The sequence below is a fragment of the Sinomicrobium soli genome, from assembly GCF_003285545.1.
In the GTDB taxonomy this organism is placed as follows: Bacteria; Bacteroidota; Bacteroidia; order Flavobacteriales; family Flavobacteriaceae; genus Sinomicrobium.
Window position 1 is genome coordinate 239,503 of sequence record NZ_QLNV01000002.1, and the last position, 21,933, is coordinate 261,435.

Annotated in this window: 19 protein-coding genes and 1 riboswitch; of the genes, 11 read left to right on the forward strand and 8 right to left on the reverse strand. The window is 49.3% G+C overall.

Annotated elements, in window-relative coordinates:
* Positions 1-14: 14 nt before the first annotated feature.
* Complete coding sequence (locus tag DN748_RS19035) at positions 15-179, reverse strand: DUF5522 domain-containing protein (RefSeq protein ID WP_161554456.1); 165 nt, start codon at positions 177-179, stop codon at positions 15-17.
* 126 nt (positions 180-305) lie between these two features.
* On the opposite strand from DN748_RS19035, the gene DN748_RS03030 reads away from it, so the two are divergent.
* The 9 genes from DN748_RS03030 (at position 306) to DN748_RS03070 (ending at position 10,927) form a co-directional block, all read left to right on the forward strand.
* Positions 306-641 carry a hypothetical protein gene (locus DN748_RS03030; protein WP_112370281.1) on the forward strand — a complete coding sequence of 112 codons (336 nt, stop codon included), beginning with the start codon at positions 306-308 and terminating at the stop codon, positions 639-641.
* Between the two features lie 53 nt (positions 642-694).
* On the forward strand, positions 695-1,171 hold the full coding sequence (locus DN748_RS03035; RefSeq protein WP_112370282.1) for a hypothetical protein: 477 nt from the start codon (positions 695-697) through the stop codon (positions 1,169-1,171).
* Positions 1,172-1,210: 39 nt separating this feature from the next.
* The gene (locus DN748_RS03040) at positions 1,211-2,110 is read left to right on the forward strand and encodes a 1-aminocyclopropane-1-carboxylate deaminase/D-cysteine desulfhydrase (protein ID WP_112370283.1); all 900 of its coding nucleotides are present in this window, start codon (positions 1,211-1,213) and stop codon (positions 2,108-2,110) included.
* A gap of 47 nt (positions 2,111-2,157) precedes the next feature.
* Positions 2,158-2,964 (forward strand): glucosaminidase domain-containing protein, encoded by an 807-nt coding sequence (locus DN748_RS03045; protein WP_112370284.1) that lies wholly within the window; start codon positions 2,158-2,160, stop codon positions 2,962-2,964.
* Positions 2,965-3,018: 54 nt separating this feature from the next.
* A complete protein-coding gene (gene hemL / locus DN748_RS03050; RefSeq protein ID WP_112370285.1) occupies positions 3,019-4,305 on the forward strand; it encodes a glutamate-1-semialdehyde 2,1-aminomutase in 1,287 nt (428 codons plus the stop codon).
* 4 nt (positions 4,306-4,309) lie between these two features.
* A complete protein-coding gene (locus DN748_RS03055; protein WP_112370286.1) occupies positions 4,310-5,290 on the forward strand; it encodes a Gfo/Idh/MocA family protein in 981 nt (326 codons plus the stop codon).
* Between the two features lie 133 nt (positions 5,291-5,423).
* A riboswitch (SAM riboswitch) is annotated at positions 5,424-5,525 on the forward strand.
* 89 nt (positions 5,526-5,614) lie between these two features.
* The gene (gene thrA, locus DN748_RS03060) at positions 5,615-9,022 is read left to right on the forward strand and encodes a bifunctional aspartate kinase/homoserine dehydrogenase I (RefSeq protein ID WP_236636767.1); all 3,408 of its coding nucleotides are present in this window, start codon (positions 5,615-5,617) and stop codon (positions 9,020-9,022) included.
* Positions 9,023-9,079: 57 nt separating this feature from the next.
* The gene (locus tag DN748_RS03065; protein WP_112370287.1) at positions 9,080-10,249 is read left to right on the forward strand and encodes a trans-sulfuration enzyme family protein; all 1,170 of its coding nucleotides are present in this window, start codon (positions 9,080-9,082) and stop codon (positions 10,247-10,249) included.
* Between the two features lie 135 nt (positions 10,250-10,384).
* Positions 10,385-10,927: a DUF2911 domain-containing protein gene (locus tag DN748_RS03070; RefSeq protein WP_112370288.1), complete on the forward strand. Its 543-nt coding sequence runs from the start codon at positions 10,385-10,387 to the stop codon at positions 10,925-10,927.
* A 103-nt stretch (positions 10,928-11,030) separates the two neighbouring features.
* Here DN748_RS03070 and DN748_RS03075 read toward each other — a convergent pair whose 3' ends face one another.
* The 3 genes from DN748_RS03075 to DN748_RS03085 all read right to left on the reverse strand — a co-directional run bounded on the left by DN748_RS03075 (position 11,031) and on the right by DN748_RS03085 (position 14,375).
* Complete coding sequence (locus DN748_RS03075) at positions 11,031-12,656, reverse strand: amidohydrolase (protein ID WP_112370289.1); 1,626 nt, start codon at positions 12,654-12,656, stop codon at positions 11,031-11,033.
* Positions 12,657-12,727: 71 nt separating this feature from the next.
* A complete protein-coding gene (locus DN748_RS03080) occupies positions 12,728-13,756 on the reverse strand; it encodes an RluA family pseudouridine synthase (protein WP_112370290.1) in 1,029 nt (342 codons plus the stop codon).
* Positions 13,743-14,375 carry a PASTA domain-containing protein gene (locus DN748_RS03085; RefSeq protein ID WP_112370291.1) on the reverse strand — a complete coding sequence of 211 codons (633 nt, stop codon included), beginning with the start codon at positions 14,373-14,375 and terminating at the stop codon, positions 13,743-13,745. Before DN748_RS03085 ends, DN748_RS03080 begins: the two co-directional genes overlap by 14 nt.
* Positions 14,376-14,791: 416 nt before the next feature.
* On the opposite strand from DN748_RS03085, the gene DN748_RS03095 reads away from it, so the two are divergent.
* Positions 14,792-15,799 carry a D-alanine--D-alanine ligase gene (locus DN748_RS03095; protein ID WP_112370293.1) on the forward strand — a complete coding sequence of 336 codons (1,008 nt, stop codon included), beginning with the start codon at positions 14,792-14,794 and terminating at the stop codon, positions 15,797-15,799.
* Positions 15,800-15,850: 51 nt separating this feature from the next.
* Positions 15,851-16,306: a pantetheine-phosphate adenylyltransferase gene (gene coaD, locus DN748_RS03100; RefSeq protein WP_112370294.1), complete on the forward strand. Its 456-nt coding sequence runs from the start codon at positions 15,851-15,853 to the stop codon at positions 16,304-16,306.
* Between the two features lie 90 nt (positions 16,307-16,396).
* Here the strand turns inward: coaD and DN748_RS03105 are convergent, their stop codons facing one another.
* The 4 genes from DN748_RS03105 to DN748_RS03120 form a co-directional block, all read right to left on the reverse strand.
* Positions 16,397-19,129 (reverse strand): TonB-dependent receptor, encoded by a 2,733-nt coding sequence (locus tag DN748_RS03105; RefSeq protein WP_201741407.1) that lies wholly within the window; start codon positions 19,127-19,129, stop codon positions 16,397-16,399.
* Between the two features lie 191 nt (positions 19,130-19,320).
* Positions 19,321-20,265, reverse strand: a complete 945-nt coding sequence (locus DN748_RS03110; protein WP_112370295.1) for a FecR family protein — start codon at positions 20,263-20,265, stop codon at positions 19,321-19,323.
* Between the two features lie 167 nt (positions 20,266-20,432).
* Positions 20,433-20,963: an RNA polymerase sigma-70 factor gene (locus DN748_RS03115; protein WP_161554457.1), complete on the reverse strand. Its 531-nt coding sequence runs from the start codon at positions 20,961-20,963 to the stop codon at positions 20,433-20,435.
* A gap of 117 nt (positions 20,964-21,080) precedes the next feature.
* Positions 21,081-21,881 (reverse strand): TIGR00266 family protein, encoded by an 801-nt coding sequence (locus tag DN748_RS03120; protein ID WP_112370297.1) that lies wholly within the window; start codon positions 21,879-21,881, stop codon positions 21,081-21,083.
* Positions 21,882-21,933 lie beyond the last annotated feature (52 nt).

Genomic DNA, 21,933 nt, shown 5'->3' on the forward strand with positions numbered 1-21,933 from the left:
TGTGCTGTTTTTCCTCATCGTTTCAAAGCTGTTTTCCGGTCGTAGCCATAAGGACAATGCCTGCAACCGCTCTCACAGCAGTACCCTCTTTTCAGGTGATACTGTTCGGTAAATACCTTATACCCTTTTTCAGAAAGGTAATAATCTCCTTCTTCTATGGGAATAATTTTTCTTTTCAAAACGCTAACCGGCCATTTAAATGGTTCCCTGAGCGGTCAGGTGTTAAAAACTTTCATTTTGACACCTCTCCGTCTCTTCTTATATTTACAAATATAATTTTTTGAGATCATTCCCGGAAACGACTTATGATATTAATTTCAAGACACCTGATCCCGAAACGGTATGCCGGGCTTACCTTATGGCCGGTGATTTTCCTCAAAACGCCGGAGCTCAGAAACGACCCCGTGCTGGTAAACCACGAAAAGATACACCTGCGGCAGCAGGCAGAATTACTCGTACTTCCCTTTTATGTCCTGTACGGTCTCGAATGGCTGTACGGATTGCTGAAATACCGCGATATTCACAGGGCCTACCGCCAGATCAGTTTCGAACGTGAGGCCTACACCAACGAACAAAACCCCAACTACCTGAAGACGAGAGATTCGTGGCGGTTTACCTATTACTTTTTTAACGCTTCTTAACATGGTCATGGCATTTTTTTTGCTGTCCTTTTAACAAAAAAAACGTGTAAAAAATGAAACGGTTAGCCTTTTTATTCACTGTATTTTTTGCCGTCCTGTCCTGTTCCGGGCAGGAAAAACCGAATCACGGCATTTCAGAACATCAGAACGGGGAACAGGATACCATTCCCCGGCCCAGGGAAAGCTGGAAGGTAGACAAGGAAGTCGATGAAAACGGGAATGTGATCCGGATGGATTCTACCTATACCTGGTCTTTCTCTTCAGACGGCCGGGACATGTCGCCGGAAACCGTGGACAGCCTTATGAACAGTTTCAGGCAAAGACTGGGTTCGGGAATGCCTGCCGGTTTCGGGAACGATTTTTTCGGGTCGTTTTCATCCGACTCTGCCTTCTTCGCTCCTTTTAGCGGGGACAGCCTGTTTATAAAGCAGATGGAAGAACACCACAGCATGTTTGAAGAGATGATGCGCAGGGCCGATTCCATACACCGCAATGCCGGAAAATCGTTCGGAAAAATGGAAAAAATTTAGGGCGCTATCCCCTACCTTTGTCCTTTTAACAATATTATTTTGAACCAGGACATTCATACTGCCCTATTACAACAAAAAGGGATCAGGCTTGCCGTAAAGCGGGAAGACCTGATCCACCCCCTTATTCCGGGCAATAAGTACCGGAAACTCAAATACAATCTTATCAAGGCCCGTGACGAAGGCTCGGATACGCTGCTTACCTTCGGAGGGGCCTATTCCAATCATATCGCAGCTACTGCCGCTGCGGGTCGCGAATACGGTTTCAAGACCATCGGCATCATACGCGGCGAGGAACTTCAGGACCGTACAGACCGCAATCCCACACTCCGCTTTGCACAGGAACAAGGCATGGACTTCAGGTTTGTTTCCCGGGAAGACTTCAGAAAAAAACAGGACGAAAGCTTTATCGCCGGACTCCGGCGGGAGTTCGGCCGTTTTTACCTGATCCCGGAAGGGGGTACCAATGAGCTTGCCGTAAAGGGCTGTGAAGAGATCCTTGCTCCCGGAGACAGCACCTACGACTACGTCTGCTGCGCCGTCGGTACGGGAGGTACCCTGTCCGGACTCATCAACAGCGCGGGAGACCAACAGAAAGTATTGGGTTTTCCGGCGCTTAAAGGTAGCTTTTTAAACGAGGATATTTGTAAATTTGCCCGAAGCGGTAACTGGCAGCTGATGGAAGGCTTTCATTTTGGCGGGTATGCACGGGTAGACGAAACACTGGTCCGTTTTATCAACGATTTCAGGAAACAGACCGGGATACCCCTGGACCCGGTGTATACGGGAAAGATGATGTACGGCATCCTGGCACTCGTCAGGCAAGGATATTTCGAGAACGGAGCTTCCATACTGGCCATCCACACGGGAGGGCTTCAGGGCATTGCCGGCATGAACCGGACCCTCGAACGGAAGGGATTACCGCTTATCGATAAAGATTAAAGTGATATTGTCCGGGTAAACAGGGACACACCATAACTGACAAGAACATGCGAAAAACAGTATCGTTACTTATTATTCTGGGACTGATAGCCGCTTCCTGCGGGTCGAAAAAAAAGGCAGCTCAAAAAAAACATTCCAAAAAAGGACGAACCGCCCACGTCACTCCGAAACCTGTTAAAACACCGGACAAAGAACATGAAAGAACTGCTGAATTCAAACCGGTAATGGTCAATTCGACTGAAGAATACATCCGCTATTTTGCTCCCATAGCACAGGATGAGATGCGCGAATTCGGTATCCCGGCAAGCATCACCCTCGCCCAGGGTATCCTTGAAAGCGGCTCGGGACGCGGGGAACTCACCCTGAAGACCAACAACCATTTCGGCATCAAATGCCACACAGGCTGGGAAGGAGGTATGGAATATCACGACGACGATGAAAAAGGGGAATGCTTCCGCAAATACAACGACCCTTATACCTCGTACAGGGACCACTCGCTCTTCCTCACCTCCCGCAGCCGTTACGCCCCGCTCTTCGATCTCCGGACGGATGACTACAAGGGCTGGGCCAAGGGACTTCGCAAGGCAGGATACGCCACAGACCCGAGATATCCCCAGAAACTCATAGGCCTTATTGAGCGCTACGAATTATACCGTTACGACGACCAGGTGCTCCGCAGTCCGGAAGGAAGAAAACAACTGAAAAATACCGGGAAACAAATACATGTCGTACGCCGTGGCGACACCCTGTATTCCATATCAAGAAGATATAACACCACGGTAGACGCCCTCAAAAGGGCAAACCGCCTCCGCAGCGACAATATCGCCGTAGGCCAGGAATTAAAAATACGATAGCCCACACTACCAACTACCAACTAAGAACTAACAAACTCTAAGAACTGCACCCATATGAAATACCAGAGAAGCAGCGCACTATTCACAGAAGCCGAAAAATATATCCCCGGGGGGGTCAACTCCCCCGTACGGGCCTTCAAATCGGTAGGAGGAACCCCTGTTTTTATAGAAAAGGCCAAAGGGGCCTACCTGTATGATGCCGACGGGAACAGGCTTATCGATTATATCGCCTCCTGGGGCCCCATGATCCTGGGGCATGCCCACGAACCGGTGATCAGGGCGGTGACCGGAAAAGCCGAAAAGGGCACCTCTTTCGGGATGCCTACGGAGACGGAAACCGAAATAGCCCGCCTTGCGGTATCGATGGTCCCGAATATCGATAAGATACGTTTTGTGAACAGTGGTACGGAGGCCTGTATGAGTGCCGTGCGACTGGCCAGGGGGTATACCGGCAGGGAAAAGATCATCAAGTTTGCAGGGTGCTACCACGGCCATTCCGATGCCTTCCTGATCCAGGCCGGAAGCGGAGCGGTAACTTTCGGATCTCCGAACAGCCCGGGAGTTACCCGCGGAACTGCACAAGACACCTTACTGGCCGGCTACAACGACCTTGAAGGGGTAAAGGCCCTGTTCGAAGCCAATAAAAACGAGATTGCTGCCGTCATCATAGAACCCGTAGCAGGGAATATGGGATGCATACTTCCCGAAGAAGGTTTCCTGCAGGGGCTCCGTGCCCTCTGTGACGATAGCGGTGCCCTGCTTATTTTTGACGAAGTAATGACCGGGTTCCGGCTTGCCAGGGGAGGCGCCCAGGAACTCTTTAATATCCAGGCGGATATCGTAACCTTTGGCAAGGTGATCGGTGGCGGGCTTCCCGTAGGGGCTTTTGCCGCCCGTAATGAGATCATGAACCATCTCGCTCCCCTGGGCCCCGTGTACCAGGCAGGGACACTGAGCGGTAACCCGCTGGCCATGAGCGCCGGCCTGGCCATGCTCTCCGAACTGAACGACAGGCCGGAGATCTTTAAGAGCCTCGAAGAAAAAACGCTGTACCTCCACAAGGGGATAAGCAGGGTACTGACCAGGCACGACATCCCACACCGTATCAACCGCCTGGGGTCCATGATATCCGTACATTTCACCGATGAGGAGGTAAAAGATTTCGGGAGCGCCGCTACGGGGAACAACGACCGCTTTAAAAAATTCTTTCACGGCATGCTGAACGAAGGCATCCACCTTCCGCCAAGCGCCTTTGAAAGCTGGTTCCTCAACGATGCCCTGAGTTATGATGACCTGGATCTCACCATCAATGCCGTGGAGAAGACGGCGATATCCCTTTAACAGCATGGCAGAGGATACACTTGTACGTTGGGGAATTATAGGCTGCGGTAATGTTACCGAAAAGAAAAGCGGCCCTGCCTACCAGAAAACGGCAGGCTTTGAGGTCGCTGCAGTGATGCGGCGGGATCAGGACAAGGCACGGGATTATGCAAAAAGGCACGGGATACGGAAATATTATACCGATGCAGATGCCCTTATACGGGACGAAGAGATCGATGCCGTCTACATTGCCACCCCGCCGGATACCCACAAATATTACGCGCTGAAAACGGCACAGGCCGGAAAACCCTGCTGTATCGAAAAACCGATGGCTCCTTCCTATGCAGACTGCCTTGACATACAGCAGGCGTTCGAAAATGCCGGAATCCCACTCTTTGTCGCGTACTATCGCCGTTCCCTGCCCAGGTTTACCCAGGTAAAGGACTGGCTTCACAGCGATCAGATAGGCACAGTACGACATATCAGCTGGCACCTGGCCAAACCGGCAACTTCCCGGGACCTTTCCGGGGAATACAACTGGCGTACCGATCCGGAGATCGCTCCGGGAGGCTATTTTGACGACCTCGCAAGCCACGGACTGGACCTGTTTACCTTTCTTCTCGGCGAGGTCAGGGACGTATACGGTATCAGTGTCAACCAGCAGGGCCTTTACGGGGCCAAAGACGCCATGACGGCCTGCTGGCTGCACGACAGCGGTATTACGGGTTCCGGAAGCTGGAATTTCGGAAGCCACTCCCGTGAAGACCGGGTAGAGATCTTCGGCAGCAGGGGAAAAATCACCTTCTCCGTTTTCGAAGAAGCCCCCGTGGTACTGGCCCGTGAGGAGGATACCCGGGAGTGTTTTATCAACAACCCGGAAAACATACAGCTATATCATGTGCAAAATATAAAAAAACACCTGGACGGGAAGGGTATACATCCCTCTACCGGTACTACGGCCATGCATACGGCGTGGATCATGGATAAAATACTCGGTACAGTCTAAAAGGCCTTCTTTCCCCGGGAATCATAAAAATTGACACAAAAAACATTGCCTGTTTCATTATAATTACATTACTTTGCTCCCTCATTCCGTCCGCCCTCACGGGGCCGGAAAGAAAAGTTCAGAAAAATAATAGACGTTATCAAGAAAGGCAGAGGGAATAGACCCGTGGAAGCCTTAGCAACCCTCCCTCACGGAGAAGGTGCTACATTCTACCCCGGAAGGGGAAAGATAACACCGTGTTTTTATTGCACGGTCAGGCGCAATCGACTTTCCGTATACGCTTTTCTTGTAACATCAAATAGTACAGATATAAAAAAGGTTACATTGAACAGCAATTTACACCAGTTAGAGATCAGGGATTTTGTCACCGACAGTGGTGTACAGACCGGCTGTATCCCGCTTTCATACCAGGTTTTCGGACCACCGCCGGGAGAGGCCCCGGTAATCCTGGTCAATCATGCCCTTACCGGAAATTCCGGAGTGGCCGGGGAAAACGGGTGGTGGAAAGACCTTATCGGGAAAGGCAAGGGTATCGACACCTCGGTATATACCGTGCTGGCCTTCAACGTTCCCGGTAACGGGTATGACGGTTTTGTCATCGACAATTACAAGGATTTTGTGGCACGCGACATGGCGCGCATTTTCCTGCTGGGGCTGGAACAGCTGGGTATCCCGAAATTATTTGCACTGATAGGGGGCTCCCTTGGGGGTGGCATAGCCTGGGAAATGGCCGTACTGGACCCGGATATTACCGAACACCTTATTCCCATTGCATCCGACTGGAAATCGACCGACTGGCTGATCGCCAACTGCCAGGTACAGGAGCAGTTCCTGGTCAACTCCAAAAATCCCGTTCACGATGCCCGTATGCATGCCATGCTGTGCTATCGTACCCCTGCTTCGTTCAAAACACGGTTTAACAGGACGACCAACGAGGAACTACAGGTCTTTAATGTAGAGAGCTGGCTGCTGCACCACGGCAACAAATTGCAGGAGCGTTTCCAGCTGGCGGCCTACAAGCTGATGAACCAGCTGCTCAGGACCATCGACGTCACACGCCATCACAGGGAACACTTTAATGTCCTGGAGTCGATCAATGCCAATATTCACATCATCGGGGTGGATTCCGACCTCTTTTTTACGGCGGAAGAAAACCGGGAAACCCACAAGCAACTGGCACAGGCCCACGACAGGGTCACCTACGGGGAAATACATTCCGTACACGGGCACGACGCTTTTTTAATAGAATTCGAACAACTGGAAAAACTCATAGGAGGCATCTTCCGGAAAGGGAAAAACAGCAAGAGAATGAAAGTACTGAAGTTTGGCGGAAAATCACTGGCCAACGGAGCAGGCATTACCAATGCACTGCAGATTATAGAGGATAAAATAACGCAGGGAGAAAAGATTACCATAGTGGTTTCCGCAAGGGGTAATGCGACCAACGAACTGGAAGACATCCTCGAAAAAGCAGCCGGAGGCGAAGATTACACCACACTACTGAACGCTTTTAAGGACTATCAGCAGGGCGGTTTTGACTATGTGGACTTCACTGCCGAATTCACCGAACTGGAAAAACTGTTTGAAGGAGTACGACTGCTGGGAGATTACAGTTCCAAGATCAAGGATCAGATCCTGTCAAAGGGAGAGGTCATTTCTGCCAGGCTCATTACGGAAGTCCTGAAACACAAAGGATTGCCTGCCGTGTTTACCGACACCCGAAAGCTTATTAAAACCGATGAAAAATTCGGAAATGCCCAGCCCCTGGAAAAACTGTCCAAGGAAAACGTGCTCCGGCATTTCGAAGCACACAACCACGACACCATAAATATCGTAACCGGTTTTATCGCTTCCAACGCCAAAAACGAAACGACGACCCTCGGGAGAAACGGCAGCAATTACACCGCTTCACTTATCGCCAATTTCCTCGATGCCGAAGAATTGCAGAGTTACACGCATGTGGACGGTATCTTTACCGCCAACCCGGAACTGGTTCCGGATGCACAGCGCATAGAACAGTTGTCTTATAACGAAGCTAACGAAATGGCCAATTTCGGGGCAACCATACTGCATGCAAAAACCATCATTCCGCTTATCGAAAAAAATATCCCGTTACGGATACTCAATACCTTCAACAACGACAATAAGGGAACGCTGATTACCTCTGCACCCAACAAAGAAGGCATAAAATCGCTCTCCGTACTGGAGGATGTGGCATTGCTCAATCTCGAAGGCCGCGGCCTTCTGGGAAAAGCAGGGGTGGATGCCAGGATCTTCCGGGCGCTCGGCGACAGCAACATCAGTGTCAGCATTATTTCACAGGGATCTTCGGAACGTGGTATAGGGCTCGTCGTGGATGCGGAAAACGCCACCAGGGCCATTGTGGAACTCGAAAAGGAATTCGAAAAAGACTTTTATTCGAAAGACGTCAATAAAATCTCTGCCGTAGACGATGTTTCGGTCATATCTATTGTCGGGCAGGACCTGAGCACTTTCCACAAACCGTACAACGCCCTGATCCGGAACCAGGTAGTCCCCCTGCTTTTTAACAATACCGTTACCGGGAAAAACGTCAGCCTTGTGGTCAGGAAATCCCAGCTTCACAAAGCATTGAATGTCATTCACGGGGAAATTTTCGGGATTTCCAAAAAGATCAACATTGCCATTTTCGGGCATGGACTGGTGGGAGGAACGCTTATCGAACAGATCCTCTCCTCGGCAGATACTATTGAGAAACGCAAAAATATCCGCCTGAATATTTTCGCGGTAGCCAATTCCCGAAAAGCATTGCTGGACAAAAAGGGCATCGGGGCAGACTGGAAAGACGCCATCGGGAACAGTGCATCCCCATCGGGAGCAGAAACTGTTATTGCCTATGCCAAAGCACACCACCTCGAAAACCTGATCGCCATAGACAATACGGCCAGTACGGACTTCGTGGAGCACTACATCGGGCTTGTCGAAAACGGTTTTGACATCGTGTCATCCAACAAAATAGCGAATACCCTAAGCTATAATTTTTATAAGGAATTGAGGGAAACACTGGACCGGAACCAGAAACAGTATCTTTACGAGACCAACGTAGGTGCCGGCCTGCCGCTTATCGATACCATAAAGCTCCTCCATCTTTCCGGGGAGAATATCACGGGGATCAAAGGGGTATTCTCCGGATCGCTCAGTTACCTGTTCAACACCTTTTCACTGGAAGACCGGCCTTTCAGCGGTGTACTGCAGGAAGCTATCGACAACGGGTTTACCGAACCCGACCCGAGGGAGGACCTTTCCGGTAATGATGTGGGAAGAAAACTGCTCATCCTGGCACGGGAACTGGACCTGCATAACGAATTCGGTGATATTAAAATCCAGAACCTTATCCCGGAAGCTTCCGGACTTCGCGAGGGCGAGCCTTCCGATTTCCTGTCGCGCCTGGGTGAACTCGATGCGCCTTACGCAGAAATCAAAGCCAGGCAGGAACCCGGGCATGTTTTGCGGTATATCGGAGAACTTTCCGGAGACCTGCAACAGGATAAAGGCATCCTCGAGGTAAAACTCGTTTCCGTACCCGAACAGAGTGCCCTTGGCCAGGTCAAAGGTTCCGACTCCATATTCGAGATCTATACGGAGTCCTACGGTACACGGCCGTTAGTAATCCAGGGTGCCGGCGCAGGGGCCCAGGTAACGGCACGCGGGGTCTTCGGGGACATTCTGAGACTGGCGGATAAAGGGGAATAAGGATCAGTCCCGGGAGGTCAAATCCTCGGGAATAACATAATAACACAATAACGGGCAATGAAAAAACAACATTTTGAAACCGATGCCATACGGACACAGACAGAGCGGACAGAGTTCCTGGAACACACCAGCCCGCTGTACCTGACGTCGAGCTTTATATTTGAAGATGCAGAAGACATGAGGGCTTCTTTTGCAGAAGAGAAAGAACGGAACATCTATAGTCGCTTCACCAATCCGAACACCTCGGAGTTCGTAGAGAAAATATGCCACATGGAAGGAGCCGAAAGCGGGTATGCCTTTGCTACGGGAATGGCTGCGGTGTTTTCCACCTTTGCGGCCCTGCTGAACAGCGGCGACCACATTGTGGCGGCAAGGTCGGTGTTCGGCTCTACCCATACCCTGTTTACCAAATTTTTACCGAAATGGAATATCAACACTTCCTATTTCAAGGTAAACGAAACGGAAAAGATAACATCGCTGATCACACCGCAGACAAAAATACTTTTTGCAGAAACCCCGACCAACCCGGCCGTAGACATTCTCGACCTGGAACTATTGGGGGATATCGCAAAAAAGCACAACCTCATCCTGGTCATCGACAACTGTTTTGCTACCCCTTACCTGCAACAGCCCATAAAATTCGGTGCCGATCTGGTCATCCATTCCGCCACCAAACTGATAGACGGACAGGGACGTGTACTGGGAGGGATTACCGTAGGAAAAAAAGAACTTATCAGGGAAATTTACCTGTTCTCGCGCAATACGGGCCCCGCGCTGTCCCCTTTTAACGCATGGATATTGTCCAAAAGCCTGGAAACCCTGGCGGTAAGGGTAGACAGACATTGTGAAAACGCATTAAAGGTCGCCGGGTTCCTGGAAGACCATCCGCAGGTCAACTGGGTAAAATACCCCTTCCTGAAATCACACCCGCAGTATGAAGTGGCCAGAAAGCAGATGAATGCGGGAGGAAGTATAGTGGCCTTCGAAATAAAGGGCGGTGTGGAAGCCGGGCGCAAATTCCTGGATACCATTAAGATGTGCTCCCTTTCTGCCAATCTTGGGGATACCCGGACCATAGTGACCCACCCGGCCTCAACCACACACAGCAAACTCAGCGAAGAGGATCGGCTGCAGGTAAGCATTACGGACGGACTGGTAAGGGTTTCCGTGGGACTGGAAAATGTCGCGGATATTATTGCCGATCTGGACCAGGCTCTCCGGGCTTAAGACACCGGAATAAAAGTTACGTATGATATGCTCCCGGATTTAAAAGTTTTTTCTAATTTAGAGCAGACAATATAGAAGCTGTCTGAAATTTGTTTAAGGATAAAATTCAGACCGTTTCATAAACCTTTTCTCGTTATGAAAAATTATTTCGGTGTATTCATACTGGCCATTACCTTTGGTATTGTGGCCGAAAGTAAAGCCCAGAACTTCAGCGGACTCGACAAGAGCCCTGCCGACATTGCCTATTACCGTACCGACCGCAAGGCTCCCCCGATAGCCAAGGTGGTCTACGGCAGGCCGCAGAAAAAGGGAAGGCCCGTATTCGGTACCCTGGTCCCTTTTGACAAGGTGTGGCGTACAGGGGCCAACGAAGCTACGGAGATCACATTCTTCAAGGATGTGGTTTTCGGGGATGTTGAAGTCGCTGCAGGCACCTACACCCTCTACTCCATTCCCGGGGTAAAGGAATGGACTGTGATACTCAATAAGGCTACTGACGTATGGGGAGCATTTGACTATAAGGAAGCAAACGATGTGGCCCGTACCACGGTACCGGTAAGCTCCGGAAAGGAAGATCTCGAAGCGTTTTCCATAACCTTCGAGCCCGGTGAGAACGGGGCCGACCTCTACCTCGGGTGGGCTACCACAAGGATAAAAGTACCGATAGGTTTAAAATAGGCTTAATTGTGAACCCGCTACGGGTTCCGTACCCGGAAGCCCGGAAATTTCAGGCATGGTGTATGTTATTTCCGGGCTTTTATATTTTCCCGGACGGGAATGGTCAGTATACTTTTTCACCTCCGAGAAAGGTTCCCTCTACTTCTGTTCCGGGCAGTCCCTCTTCCGGAACTTCCATAATATCCCTGTCGAGAATAACAAAATCTGCCAGTTTACCCGGTTCTATACTTCCCTTTTCTTCATCTTCAAAATTGGAATATGCCGCCCATATGGTCATTCCTTTCAGGGCCTCTTCCCGGCTTAAGGCATTTTCAGGCTGAAATCCCCCTTCCGGGTATCCCTCCGTATCCTTCCGGGCCACGGCAGCATAAAAAGTGAGAAAGGGATTTACCTGTTCTACCGGAAAATCGGTACCGAGTGCTATAACCCCGGCTTCGTCCAACAGGTTTTTATAGGCATAGGCCTCCCTGCTGCGCTTTTCGCCCAGCCGGTCTTTTACCCAGTACATATCGCTGGTGGCATGGGTGGGTTGCACCGAAGGAATGATCCCCTGCCGGAAAAAGCCGATATCTTCCGGGCTTACCACCTGTGCGTGCTCTATTTTCCAGCGACGGTCCTTTTTCCCCTTCAGCACCCTGGCATAGGCCTTCAGGACAACGGCATTTGCCGAATCGCCTATGGCATGGGTATTCATCTGATAGTCGGAAGCAGCAATACGGCGGGCCAGTTTCCCGATCTCATCCACCGGCGTCACCATGGTGCCATAATGTCCCGGCCTGTCGGAATAAGGCTCCTTCAGTACGGCCCCTCCTGACCCCAGGGCACCGTCAGCAAATACTTTTACCGACCTCACATGCAGCTTATCGCTCTTCTGCACTCCCCTGGACAAAAAATAGATGATATCCTTTTTATGGTTACCTACCATCGCATAGATCCTTATATCCAGCTTTTTCATCCGTTGCAGGCTATCTATGAGCTCTATGACATCGCGGGACAGGCCCGCATCGTTCACCGTGGTAAGTCCGTACGAAAAACATATCTGCTGGGCATCGGTAAGTGCCCTGATCTGCCGGTTTCTTTCCGGGTCGGGAAATACGGCATTCACCAGTTCTACGGCACGGTCTATCAATATTCCCGTGAGCTTCCCGTTACGGACCACGATCTCCCCGTTTTCCACGGGAGTACCTGCAGTGATACCCGCCATGTCCAGCAATTTCTGGTTTACCAGCCAGGCGTGCCCGTCAATCCGCTGCAGTATCACGGGGGTATCCGGAAAAAGCCGGTCGAGCGCTGTCTTATCAGGAAATTCCTTTGTCTCCCAGTTGTTCTGGTCCCATCCCCTGCCGTAAATGAATTTGCTGCCCTTGTTTTTCCCGAAAGCCTGTACCCTCTCGAGCACTTCTTCAAAACTCCCTGTACCTTCGAGGTCTATTTGCTGGCGGTTGAGCCCTAATCCGTAAAAATGACAGTGTGCATCGATAAGCCCCGGTACTATGGTCTTGCTATTGGCATCGATAATCTCTCTTGCCGAGTAGCGATCTTCTATATGGGCCGTACTGCCCACATCCACAAACCTGCCATCCCTGATGGCGAAAGCCTGTGCCATACCAAAACCCGCATCTACGGTATACACTTTGGCATTGGTGACTATAATATCGACAGGTTCTTTTTGTTTACAGGCAGCGACAAGTAACAACCCGAAACACAGGACAGAAAGGTTATTTTTCATGAAAAGCAGATTATCTGGGTGGGTATAAAGTTAAGAAACGGGGCGCAAAAATTAAAATACAATTGCAGATTTCACGATCCGGAATGCCTGGCATAATTTCTCCACTTCTCTATACAGGAAACCATGTCTTCGGGAATTTCCGAATCGAAGCTGAGCATTTTTCCGCTGACCGGGTGTTCGAATCCCAGGGTTTTGGCATGCAGGGCCTGCCTGGGCAATACCTTAAAACAGTTCTCCACAAACTGCCTGTACTTGGTAAAAGTGGTCCCTTTGAGGATCTTGTCTCCCCCATAGCGTTCATCATTAAAAAGCGGATGCCCGATATGTTTCATATGTACCCGTATCTGGTGGGTCCTTCCCGTCTCCAGGCGACACGATACCAGGGTCACATATCCCAGGCGTTCGAGCACCTTATAATGGGTAACGGCTTCCTTTCCATGTGCCCCATCCTCAAAAACAGCCATTTGTAACCGGTTTTTGGGATGGCGCCCTATATGCCCCCTTATCGTACCTTCGTCTTCCTCCACATTTCCCCATACCAGGGCTACATATTCCCGTTCACTGGTCTTTTCGAAAAACTGCCGTGCCAGGCGGGTCATGGCCTGTTCCGTTTTGGCTATGACCAGTAATCCGCTGGTATCCTTGTCGATACGGTGTACCAGCCCGGGCCTTTCATTGCTGTTTTTAGGGAGGTGTTCGAAATGGTATACCAGGGCATTGATCAATGTTCCGCTGTAATTGCCGTGTCCGGGATGCACGACCATTCCCGCCGGCTTGTTTACCACCAGCAGTTCATCGTCTTCATATACGATATCCAGCGGGATATTTTCCGGGGTGAGCAGGTATTCGTAGGGAGGATGTTCAAACAATACCTTTACCTCATCTTCTGCCTTCACCCTGTAATTGGCCTTGACCACCACATCATTGACCCGGATATTCCCGTTTCTGGCCGCCTGCTGTATTTTATTTCTCGTGGCGTTTTCTATGAAATTCATCAGGTATTTGTCTACCCTCAGGGGTTCCTGCCCTTTTCCCGCCTTAAAACTATAGTGTTCGTATAATTCGTCGTCCTGTTCGTCCAACCCGTTATGCTCCGTCATTCTCCCCCGTATTAGTATCTTCGTTCTCCTCCACCTCCGCCTCGGCTTCGGCCTCTTTCTTTCGTTCTTCCGGTCCTCCGTCACCACAGACAAGATCTATTTTCGTCGTCTTCGGATACTGGTCGCCGGGAGCTATTTTTTTTCCCTGGTATTCGATGTAATACACCATATCCTTACCGATCTCATCGATATACTCTATACGCCCCACATCGAGCCCTACCGCTCTTAACATGGATTCGGCATTCCTTCGGGTCACCTGGATGATATTCGGCACGCTGACCTCCCGGTAGCCCGAGGGATTAATAGTCAGGTAAATTTTCCTGTTCCGCTTTACCGTACTTCCCCCCATCGGTTCCTGTTCTATAACGGAGTACCTGGGATATGACGGGTTAAAATTGGCCGAATCCAGTACTTCAAAACGAAGGTCTGCCTCCTCCAGGGTCTGCCTGACTTCATTAAGAGTTTTCTTTGACAGGTCGGGCACCGTGACGAACTCTCCGTGATTGGTCGTTATCTTGAGCCATTGCAATGCCAGCAACACCAGGGCAATCACCAGGGCAACAGCAACGGCGATCTGTATTAAAAACGTCTTACTGGCCAGGAATCTAAAAATACTCATATCCTTTATTTAGATGACAAAGATATAAAACTGTTTCCTTTCGGAAGCGGCGGCAAAGGCCGCAGATAAATTTTTGACAGGCAGAACGATTCATTCCTTCGCCAATGCCTGAAATATCCGAAAAGATTTTTTATCTTCTGATTTATTAATGATACTTTTGATTTAATGAACTCGTCTTGAGTTATTATAATTTGCTGCAAAACCCTCTTTTGCACCCATATTTTGTCTTTTTCTCCCCCCATAGCTAAGGCTATGTGGCTCGAAAAAGCCTTCATCTGGGCACAGGGCGGAGCGTTACGAAACAGCCCACTGGGCTGTTTTAGCGAACGAGCCAGCTGGCGCAAGGGCAGGTTAGCCTAAATGAAACAACCCAAGACAAGTTCAAAACGAATTTAAACAACTGTTTCGTGTAGCCGATGAAAAAAAATATCGCAATACTGATGGGAGGTTATTCGAGTGAGTCTGCCATCTCCCTGAAAAGCGGCAACGTGGTTTACCATCACCTGGACCGCAATGCCTACAACCTGTTCCGCATCCACATTTTCAGGGACAGGTGGGTTTATGTAGACGACAACGACCGGGAATCGCCGGTAGACCGGCACGATTTCAGCATAGCGCCGCAGGGAGAAAAAATATGTTTTGACGCGGCTTTTATCGCCATTCACGGTTCGCCCGGGGAAGACGGTTACATACAGGCCTATCTCGACCTTCTGGGAATACCCCATACCGCCTGCAATTTTTACCAGGCCGCACTCACCTATAACAAAAGGGACTGCCTTTCCGTTCTGAAAGCCTACGGCATCCCCTGTGCCACTTCGTATTACCTCAACAAGGGGGACGAAATAAGAACGGGGGAGATCACGGAAAAAGTGGGCATGCCCTGTTTCGTAAAGGCCAACAAGGCAGGCTCGAGTTTCGGTATTTCCAAGGTATACCGGGAAGAAGATCTCGGCCGGGCCATTGCGCATTCCTTTGAAGAAGACGACGAGATCATTATAGAATCTTTCCTCGACGGGACGGAAGTATCGGTAGGGGTCATACCATACGAAGGAACGGTCAGGGTACTCCCCATCACGGAAATCGTCACCGAAAACGATTTTTTTGATTACAAGGCGAAATACGAAGGGCAGTCACAGGAAATCACCCCGGCCCGGATCAGCGGGGAAATGACGGAAATAATTTCGGAAACGGCACTGCGGATATACCATATCTTAAAACTCAGGGGATTTACCCGGAGCGAATTTATTATTGTAAACGGTATCCCCCACCTGCTCGAGATCAATACCGTTCCCGGGCTTACGGCAGAGAGCATTCTGCCCAGCCAGGCTGCGGTAGCCGGGATTTCGGCAGAAGCGCTTTTCAACAATGCCGTTCAAGAGATCTTAAAGGAGCCGGCAGGCCCGGGACAAACCTATAAGGTATGAGAGGGGAATGACTGACAATGTGCAACTAAGAACTACAAACTAATAAACTAAATGAAACGAGCCATTTTCCCCGGGTCCTTTGATCCCATTACCCTCGGTCACTACGATATCATTTCCCGCGGGCTGACCCTGTTCGACGAGCTGATCATAGCCATAGGGATCAACGCGGAAAAAAAATACATGTTTTCCCTGGAGGAACGCAAACATTTTATTGAAGAAGCTTTTCGTGAAGTCCCCAATATCAGGGTCATGACTTACGAGGGCCTTACCGTGGATTTCTGTAAAAAAACCGGTTCGCAGTTTATCCTGAGGGGCCTGCGCAACCCGGCTGATTTCGAATTTGAAAAAGCCATAGCCCACACCAACAGGAAACTCTCCGAAATAGAAACCGTGTTCCTGCTCACTTCATCCGGAAAATCCTATATCAGTTCTTCCATAGTGAGGGATGTGATCCGCAACGGCGGGGATTATACGGAACTGGTGCCGGATACCGTGAGGGTAAAATAACGATGCGACAAAAACAATAAAAAAACGGGACCTGTCCCTGGACTCGGACAGATCCCGTACAAACAAATACCCCATAGCACACAGGACCGGTTAAAACCGGAATGTTATATTTGCCGCATAATTTCTTCGCAGCTGTGGCGTAATGACTCCCTGACCATAGAAATAGCGTTCGTTTAAAAGATTATCGGCTTTGACTCCTATACGGAACCGGGACATCTCATAAAAGACCGTAGCATTGAGCAATGTAAATGCCGGTAAGCGGAATATGCCCGTAGCTGAAGTATTGGCCGCAAAATTCTCACTCATATAATTCCCGCCGAAACCGGCACCCAGTCCCTTAAGCCTGCCCACGGGCTGTACATAGCTTATCCAGGCATTAACCATATTTTTAGGACCGGAATAATTCGGTCTCCTGTGAAGTAAAGCGGGAATACTCTGCACATATTTACTGTCGTTATAACTGTATCCCGCCACGATATTCAGCCCGTCTACCGGGTTGGCTATAATTTCCAGGTCAACCCCGCTGCTTCGCTGGGTACCGTCCTGAACCGTTATGTTATAACTCTGCCCTTCCCGCTCTATGGTTTCCTTATAAGTCATATTATCCACTTCTATATAGTAATAGCTGGCAGTAAGTGAAAGCCTGCGGTCAAACAGGTCCATCTTCACCCCTCCCTCTGCCTGGTTGGCTCTTTGAGGTTTGAAACTCCCCGATATATCGGGAAGGGGCTGCGTCACCGGGCTTACATTGGCAAAGCCATTCATATAGTTCCCGAAAAGGGATACCTTGTCCTTGACAACATTATAAACCAGCCCGAACTTGGGAGAAACCGCAGTCTGGGAAAATTTGCTGTTGGCTACCAGCGTATCTGTGATCTTGTTATATGTGCCCCCGTTGTCAAAATGGTCTACTCTCAGGCTTAACATTGCCATAAGATCGTCAGTGATATTCAGCACATCCGAAGCATAAGCACTGTAAATATTATTATTGCTGTGGTTTACAGTCCTGTATTCCGGGCCTACTGCGCCGATCATGTCTTCCAGGGCAGAAGCACGAATATTGTAATAGCCTTCCCCGGGCTGTTTCCCGGCCATAATGGCATTTACGGTATCCAATACCAGGTAGGGAGAATTATTATTATCTATGGTCTGGTTCAGATAGTCCAGTCCGGCCACTATACGGTTGCGGAGTCCGGCAACCTTAAAATCACCGGTAAAATTCTGCTGAACCTCGAAAGATTTATTGGATGTGTTCTGTTTTGAAAAATTGCGTTCCAGAAGATCATCCGTATCGCCCCTCATAAACTGGTACTGATACAACCCGTCAGACTGACGGTCGTTATAGGCTATAATGGTTTGTGATTTCCATTCGTCCGAAATACGGTAATCAACCCTTCCCCTCACGTTAACAGTGGGGTTTTTAATATATATATCATCATTGGTATAGGATCTGGTCCAGTCAAAACCAAGTTCATCGGGAGTGGTGGCGATAAATGGCCGGTTACGGGGAAGATAGGTTACCGGAGGGCTGGTACTTTTCGAATTATAGAAACTGGCGTCCAGTTTTATATCAAGGCGTTCGTCAGGACGGTATTGCAGGACGGGGGCAATGAAAAACGAACGTCTGAAACCCGCATCCTGGAAGGTATTCTGGTCCTGGAATGCCGTATTGAGCCGGAACAGGAGATCCTTTTTCTTATTCAAGGGTCCGTAAAGATCTGCTGTAACCCGGTTCAGGTTATAGCTTCCGGCCGTATAGGAGACCTCTCCCCCAAGCGTATCCAGGGGTTTCTTGGTCACTATATTGATAAGTCCCCCGAAAGACACGCCCCCGAGCGTTTGTCCGCCACCTCCGTAGAGTGTTCCGGAAGGTCCCTTCATCACTTCCACCTTTTCCACATTGGCTGTTTCGAATTCAGCATTGGTCTGTCCCAGCATTCCGTCCACTACGGTTGCCGTAGTAAGAAACCCGCGTATGGTATAGAACGTTCCTCCGCCGGTATTGATCCCCCTGTGTTCGCTTATCTTGTATACACCTGGGCTGTTTTTAAGGATGTCGCTGAATTGCGTATTGATCTGTTCCGTAAACAATTCGACGGGGATCGAGGAGTAAACCTGCGGGTTTTCAAGGTTGCGCAATGGCATTTTGGCCACATTCTCACTTTGCTTTACGGCAAATTTGTTCTGTCGCTGTCCCTGTACGATCACTTCCTTGAGTTCCTCTGCATTCTCCTCCAGGGTGAAGACTACTTCCACCGGCCGGTCCACACTGAGGGCCACCTGCTGTTGCTGTTGTTTCAACCCGATAAAATGGGTAGTCAATACCCGTGTGCCCTCAGGCGCTTTTAAGGAAAAATTCCCGGCTTCATCCGTAACAGCCCCGAACCCGCTTTTTTCAATCACTACGGAAACATACGGTACAGGGCTTCCGTCACGGGTAAGGACCTGTCCCCTTACAATCCCTTTCCCCCTGCTCAACCGGAGTGTTACGTTTTTATCCCGGACCGAAATATCCGCAAGCCGGTCTCCCAGCAACTGTTGCAACACCTCACCGAGGGGCACCCTGTCAAAATCCGGGGCTACCTTCCTGCCGGTATTGATCAGGGAACTGTTGTACGATATATGCACACCAGCCCTTTCTCCTATTGTTTTCAATGCTTCGGGAAGGGTCATGGCTTTTTCCTGAAGGGTTACGGGAGTGAGCAACACCCCTTGTTCCTGGGCTTGCATGGCATTGAAGGAGAGAAATACCATGGTCAGAAAAACAATTCCTCTTTTTACATAATTTAAGTGGCTGAAAAGCACAGATAGTTTTATATCCATATCTTTGTTATGATTTATGGTTCTGGCCCTAATCCGCATTAAGGCCGGTTGATAAATTACTTTTATAAAACCCGGGTTGAAGTTTGATCGCTGAAAACCGGGTTTTACTCTTTTAGTGAGATTAAAAATGTTAACGCCTGTCTGCCGGGCAGGCAGGTTTGCATCGATATATAGTATGGGTCAGGTTATTCTCATTCCGGTCTGTTTTTGTATAAGGTTAGTACTCTATTGTTGTAAGTGTATGTCAACTCCATGGCAAAACAGAGACTGTGCACCACCTCTTGCAGCCTGGGCTGTTCGAACTCCCCGGTATAGCGCAGCCCCATCAGTCCGTCGCCTTCAATATCTACACGTATGCCGTACCATCGCTTCAGAATTGCCGACAACTCGCCCAGGGTGGTATCGTCAAAGACCAGTATGTTATCTTTCCATCTGCCATACCGGTCGCCCCGAACCGTTTCTTTTTCAGGAGCTATGGCATTTCTGTCCAGTATCCCTCTTTCATTCTGTTCCAGGACTACCGACTTCCCGTTCCTCTTATCCGAAAAACGCACTTTCCCACGGGATACCACCACACTTTCAAAAGCCTCCTCCTTATATGCCTTAAGGTTAAACTCGGTTCCCAGGACTTCTACCGTACTCCTTTCGGAAGATATATTAAATGGTTTTTTCCTGTTGTGTGCTACCCTGAAGTAGGCTTCTCCTTCCAGGAAAACGTTCCGTTTATCTTCTCCGAAATGCTCCGGATACTTCAGGGTGCTTCCCGAATTCAGCCAAACCTCAGTACCGTCTTCCAGGGTGAGTTGTTTTCGTTCCCCGTCCGGACTTTGTACTATTTTCCATTCGGGGTTACTTTGCGGGAACCATAGGAACAATGTAATAGCCATAATGGCAGTCATCCCCGCCACCAGGAAGTTCCTCCTTTTTCTCCTTTTCTCAACCAGCACCTGTTCATAGGATATCCGGGATTTCATCATTATCCACGACCTGCGTTGCAGGGCATCCATATCCCCGTGCGCCGGATACGTACAACCGGCATCACTGCTCTCCAGCCATCGCTTTACGGCATGGGCCTCAGCCTCATTGCATTTCCCCTGATGGTAACGTTCCAGTAATTTTTTGTCAACCGGTATCATAAATCAGTTCCTGTTAGAAATATATATCACCTAAACAGTTGCACAAACTGCAATTATCCCTAAACACCATGACACTTTTTATCAAAGGAATGGAAAAACATGCCTGCCGGACAGGCACGGAGTCTTTTAACCTCCCTTAAGGGAGCAAATGGCAGGAATCATAAGATTTACCGGAAATCTACCAGGTGTAATCTCAAAAACCGGGTTGCCTTGTGCAAGTGATATTCTACAGCTTTCTCACTGATATCCATCGACTTGGCTATTTCCTTCTGGGGAGCTCCCTGTTCGTATTTGAGATTGTATATCTCCTGGGTTTTCTCAGGCATTCGGGCAAGGAGCTGTTCTATTTCTTCTGTCAGCTGATCGTAGTGCACTTTTTCCTCCGTATCATTGATATCGGCAGGAACCGTTTCCAGGGCCTTCAGGTGCTCCTGGTGAAGATATTTATTCCGGAAATATTCATTTACCGCAAGTTTTGCAGCCTTGAAGAGGTATTTTTTTACTTCTCCCATGATTTGCAATGTCCTGCGGCGTTTCCACAATGACTCAAAAATATTCTGGGTAAGTTCCTGGGCTACGGCCGTATCCCCGGTATAGTGATAACATATACCGAAAACCTGCTTCCAGTAGTTTTCATACAACTGACTGAAAGACCTGGCTGTTATGGTGAAATAATCCTGTTCTGATCCGGTACTCACGGTTTCTCTGATAAATGGAGGTCACAAATATAGGTATTTAATTTAGAATGATTAAAAATAAAAAGGAATGAAAAATGAAATTTTCACTCCTTTTACGTTTAGGTGTTTTTTCTTATTTCAGAAACGGTTATCCCCGCCCAGCAGGTCGCCGAGACCTCCCAGTACGCTGCCTTCTCCCTTGTCCTTTCCACCTCCCCGGGGTGCGGCTGCCCATACTCTTCCCGCCAGGCGACTGAATGGCAATGACTGGATATAGACCACTCCCGGCCCGCGGAGGGTAGCAAAAAACACGCCCTCTCCCCCGAACAGGGTATTTTTTATGCCCCCTATAAATTCAATATTGTAATCGACATCTTTGGTAAACCCTACAATACACCCGGTATCCACTTTCAACACCTCCCCGGGCGCCAATACCTTCCTGGCCATGGTTCCACCCGCATGTACGAAAGCCATACCGTCTCCTTCCAGTTTCTGCATGATAAAGCCTTCTCCCCCGAAAAAACCTCTTCCCAGTCTCCTGGAAAATTCAATACCGACGCTTACCCCTTTTGCCGCACAGAGGAAGGCATCCTTCTGGCATACAAATTTTCCGCCGTATTCGGTCAGGTCTATCGGAACTATCTTTCCGGGATAGGGAGAGGCAAAGCTCACTTTTTTCTTCCCTGACTCTACGTTCAGAAATGCCGTCATAAAGAGGCTTTCTCCCGTCAGCATACGTTTTCCCGCCGAAAAGAGTTTGCCCAGCACCCCTTTGTCCTGGTTAGAACCATCCCCGAAAATGGTATCCATCTTAATCCCGCTGTCCATCATCATAAAACTCCCCGCTTCCGCAACCACGGCCTCCTGCGGGTCCAGTTCTATTTCCACATACTGCATTTCCTCACCGTAAATGTCGTAGTCTATTTCATGTGCTGTCATTCCAAAGTAGTTTAAAGGTTAATCCTATTCCAATATGTATCACGGTTTAAAA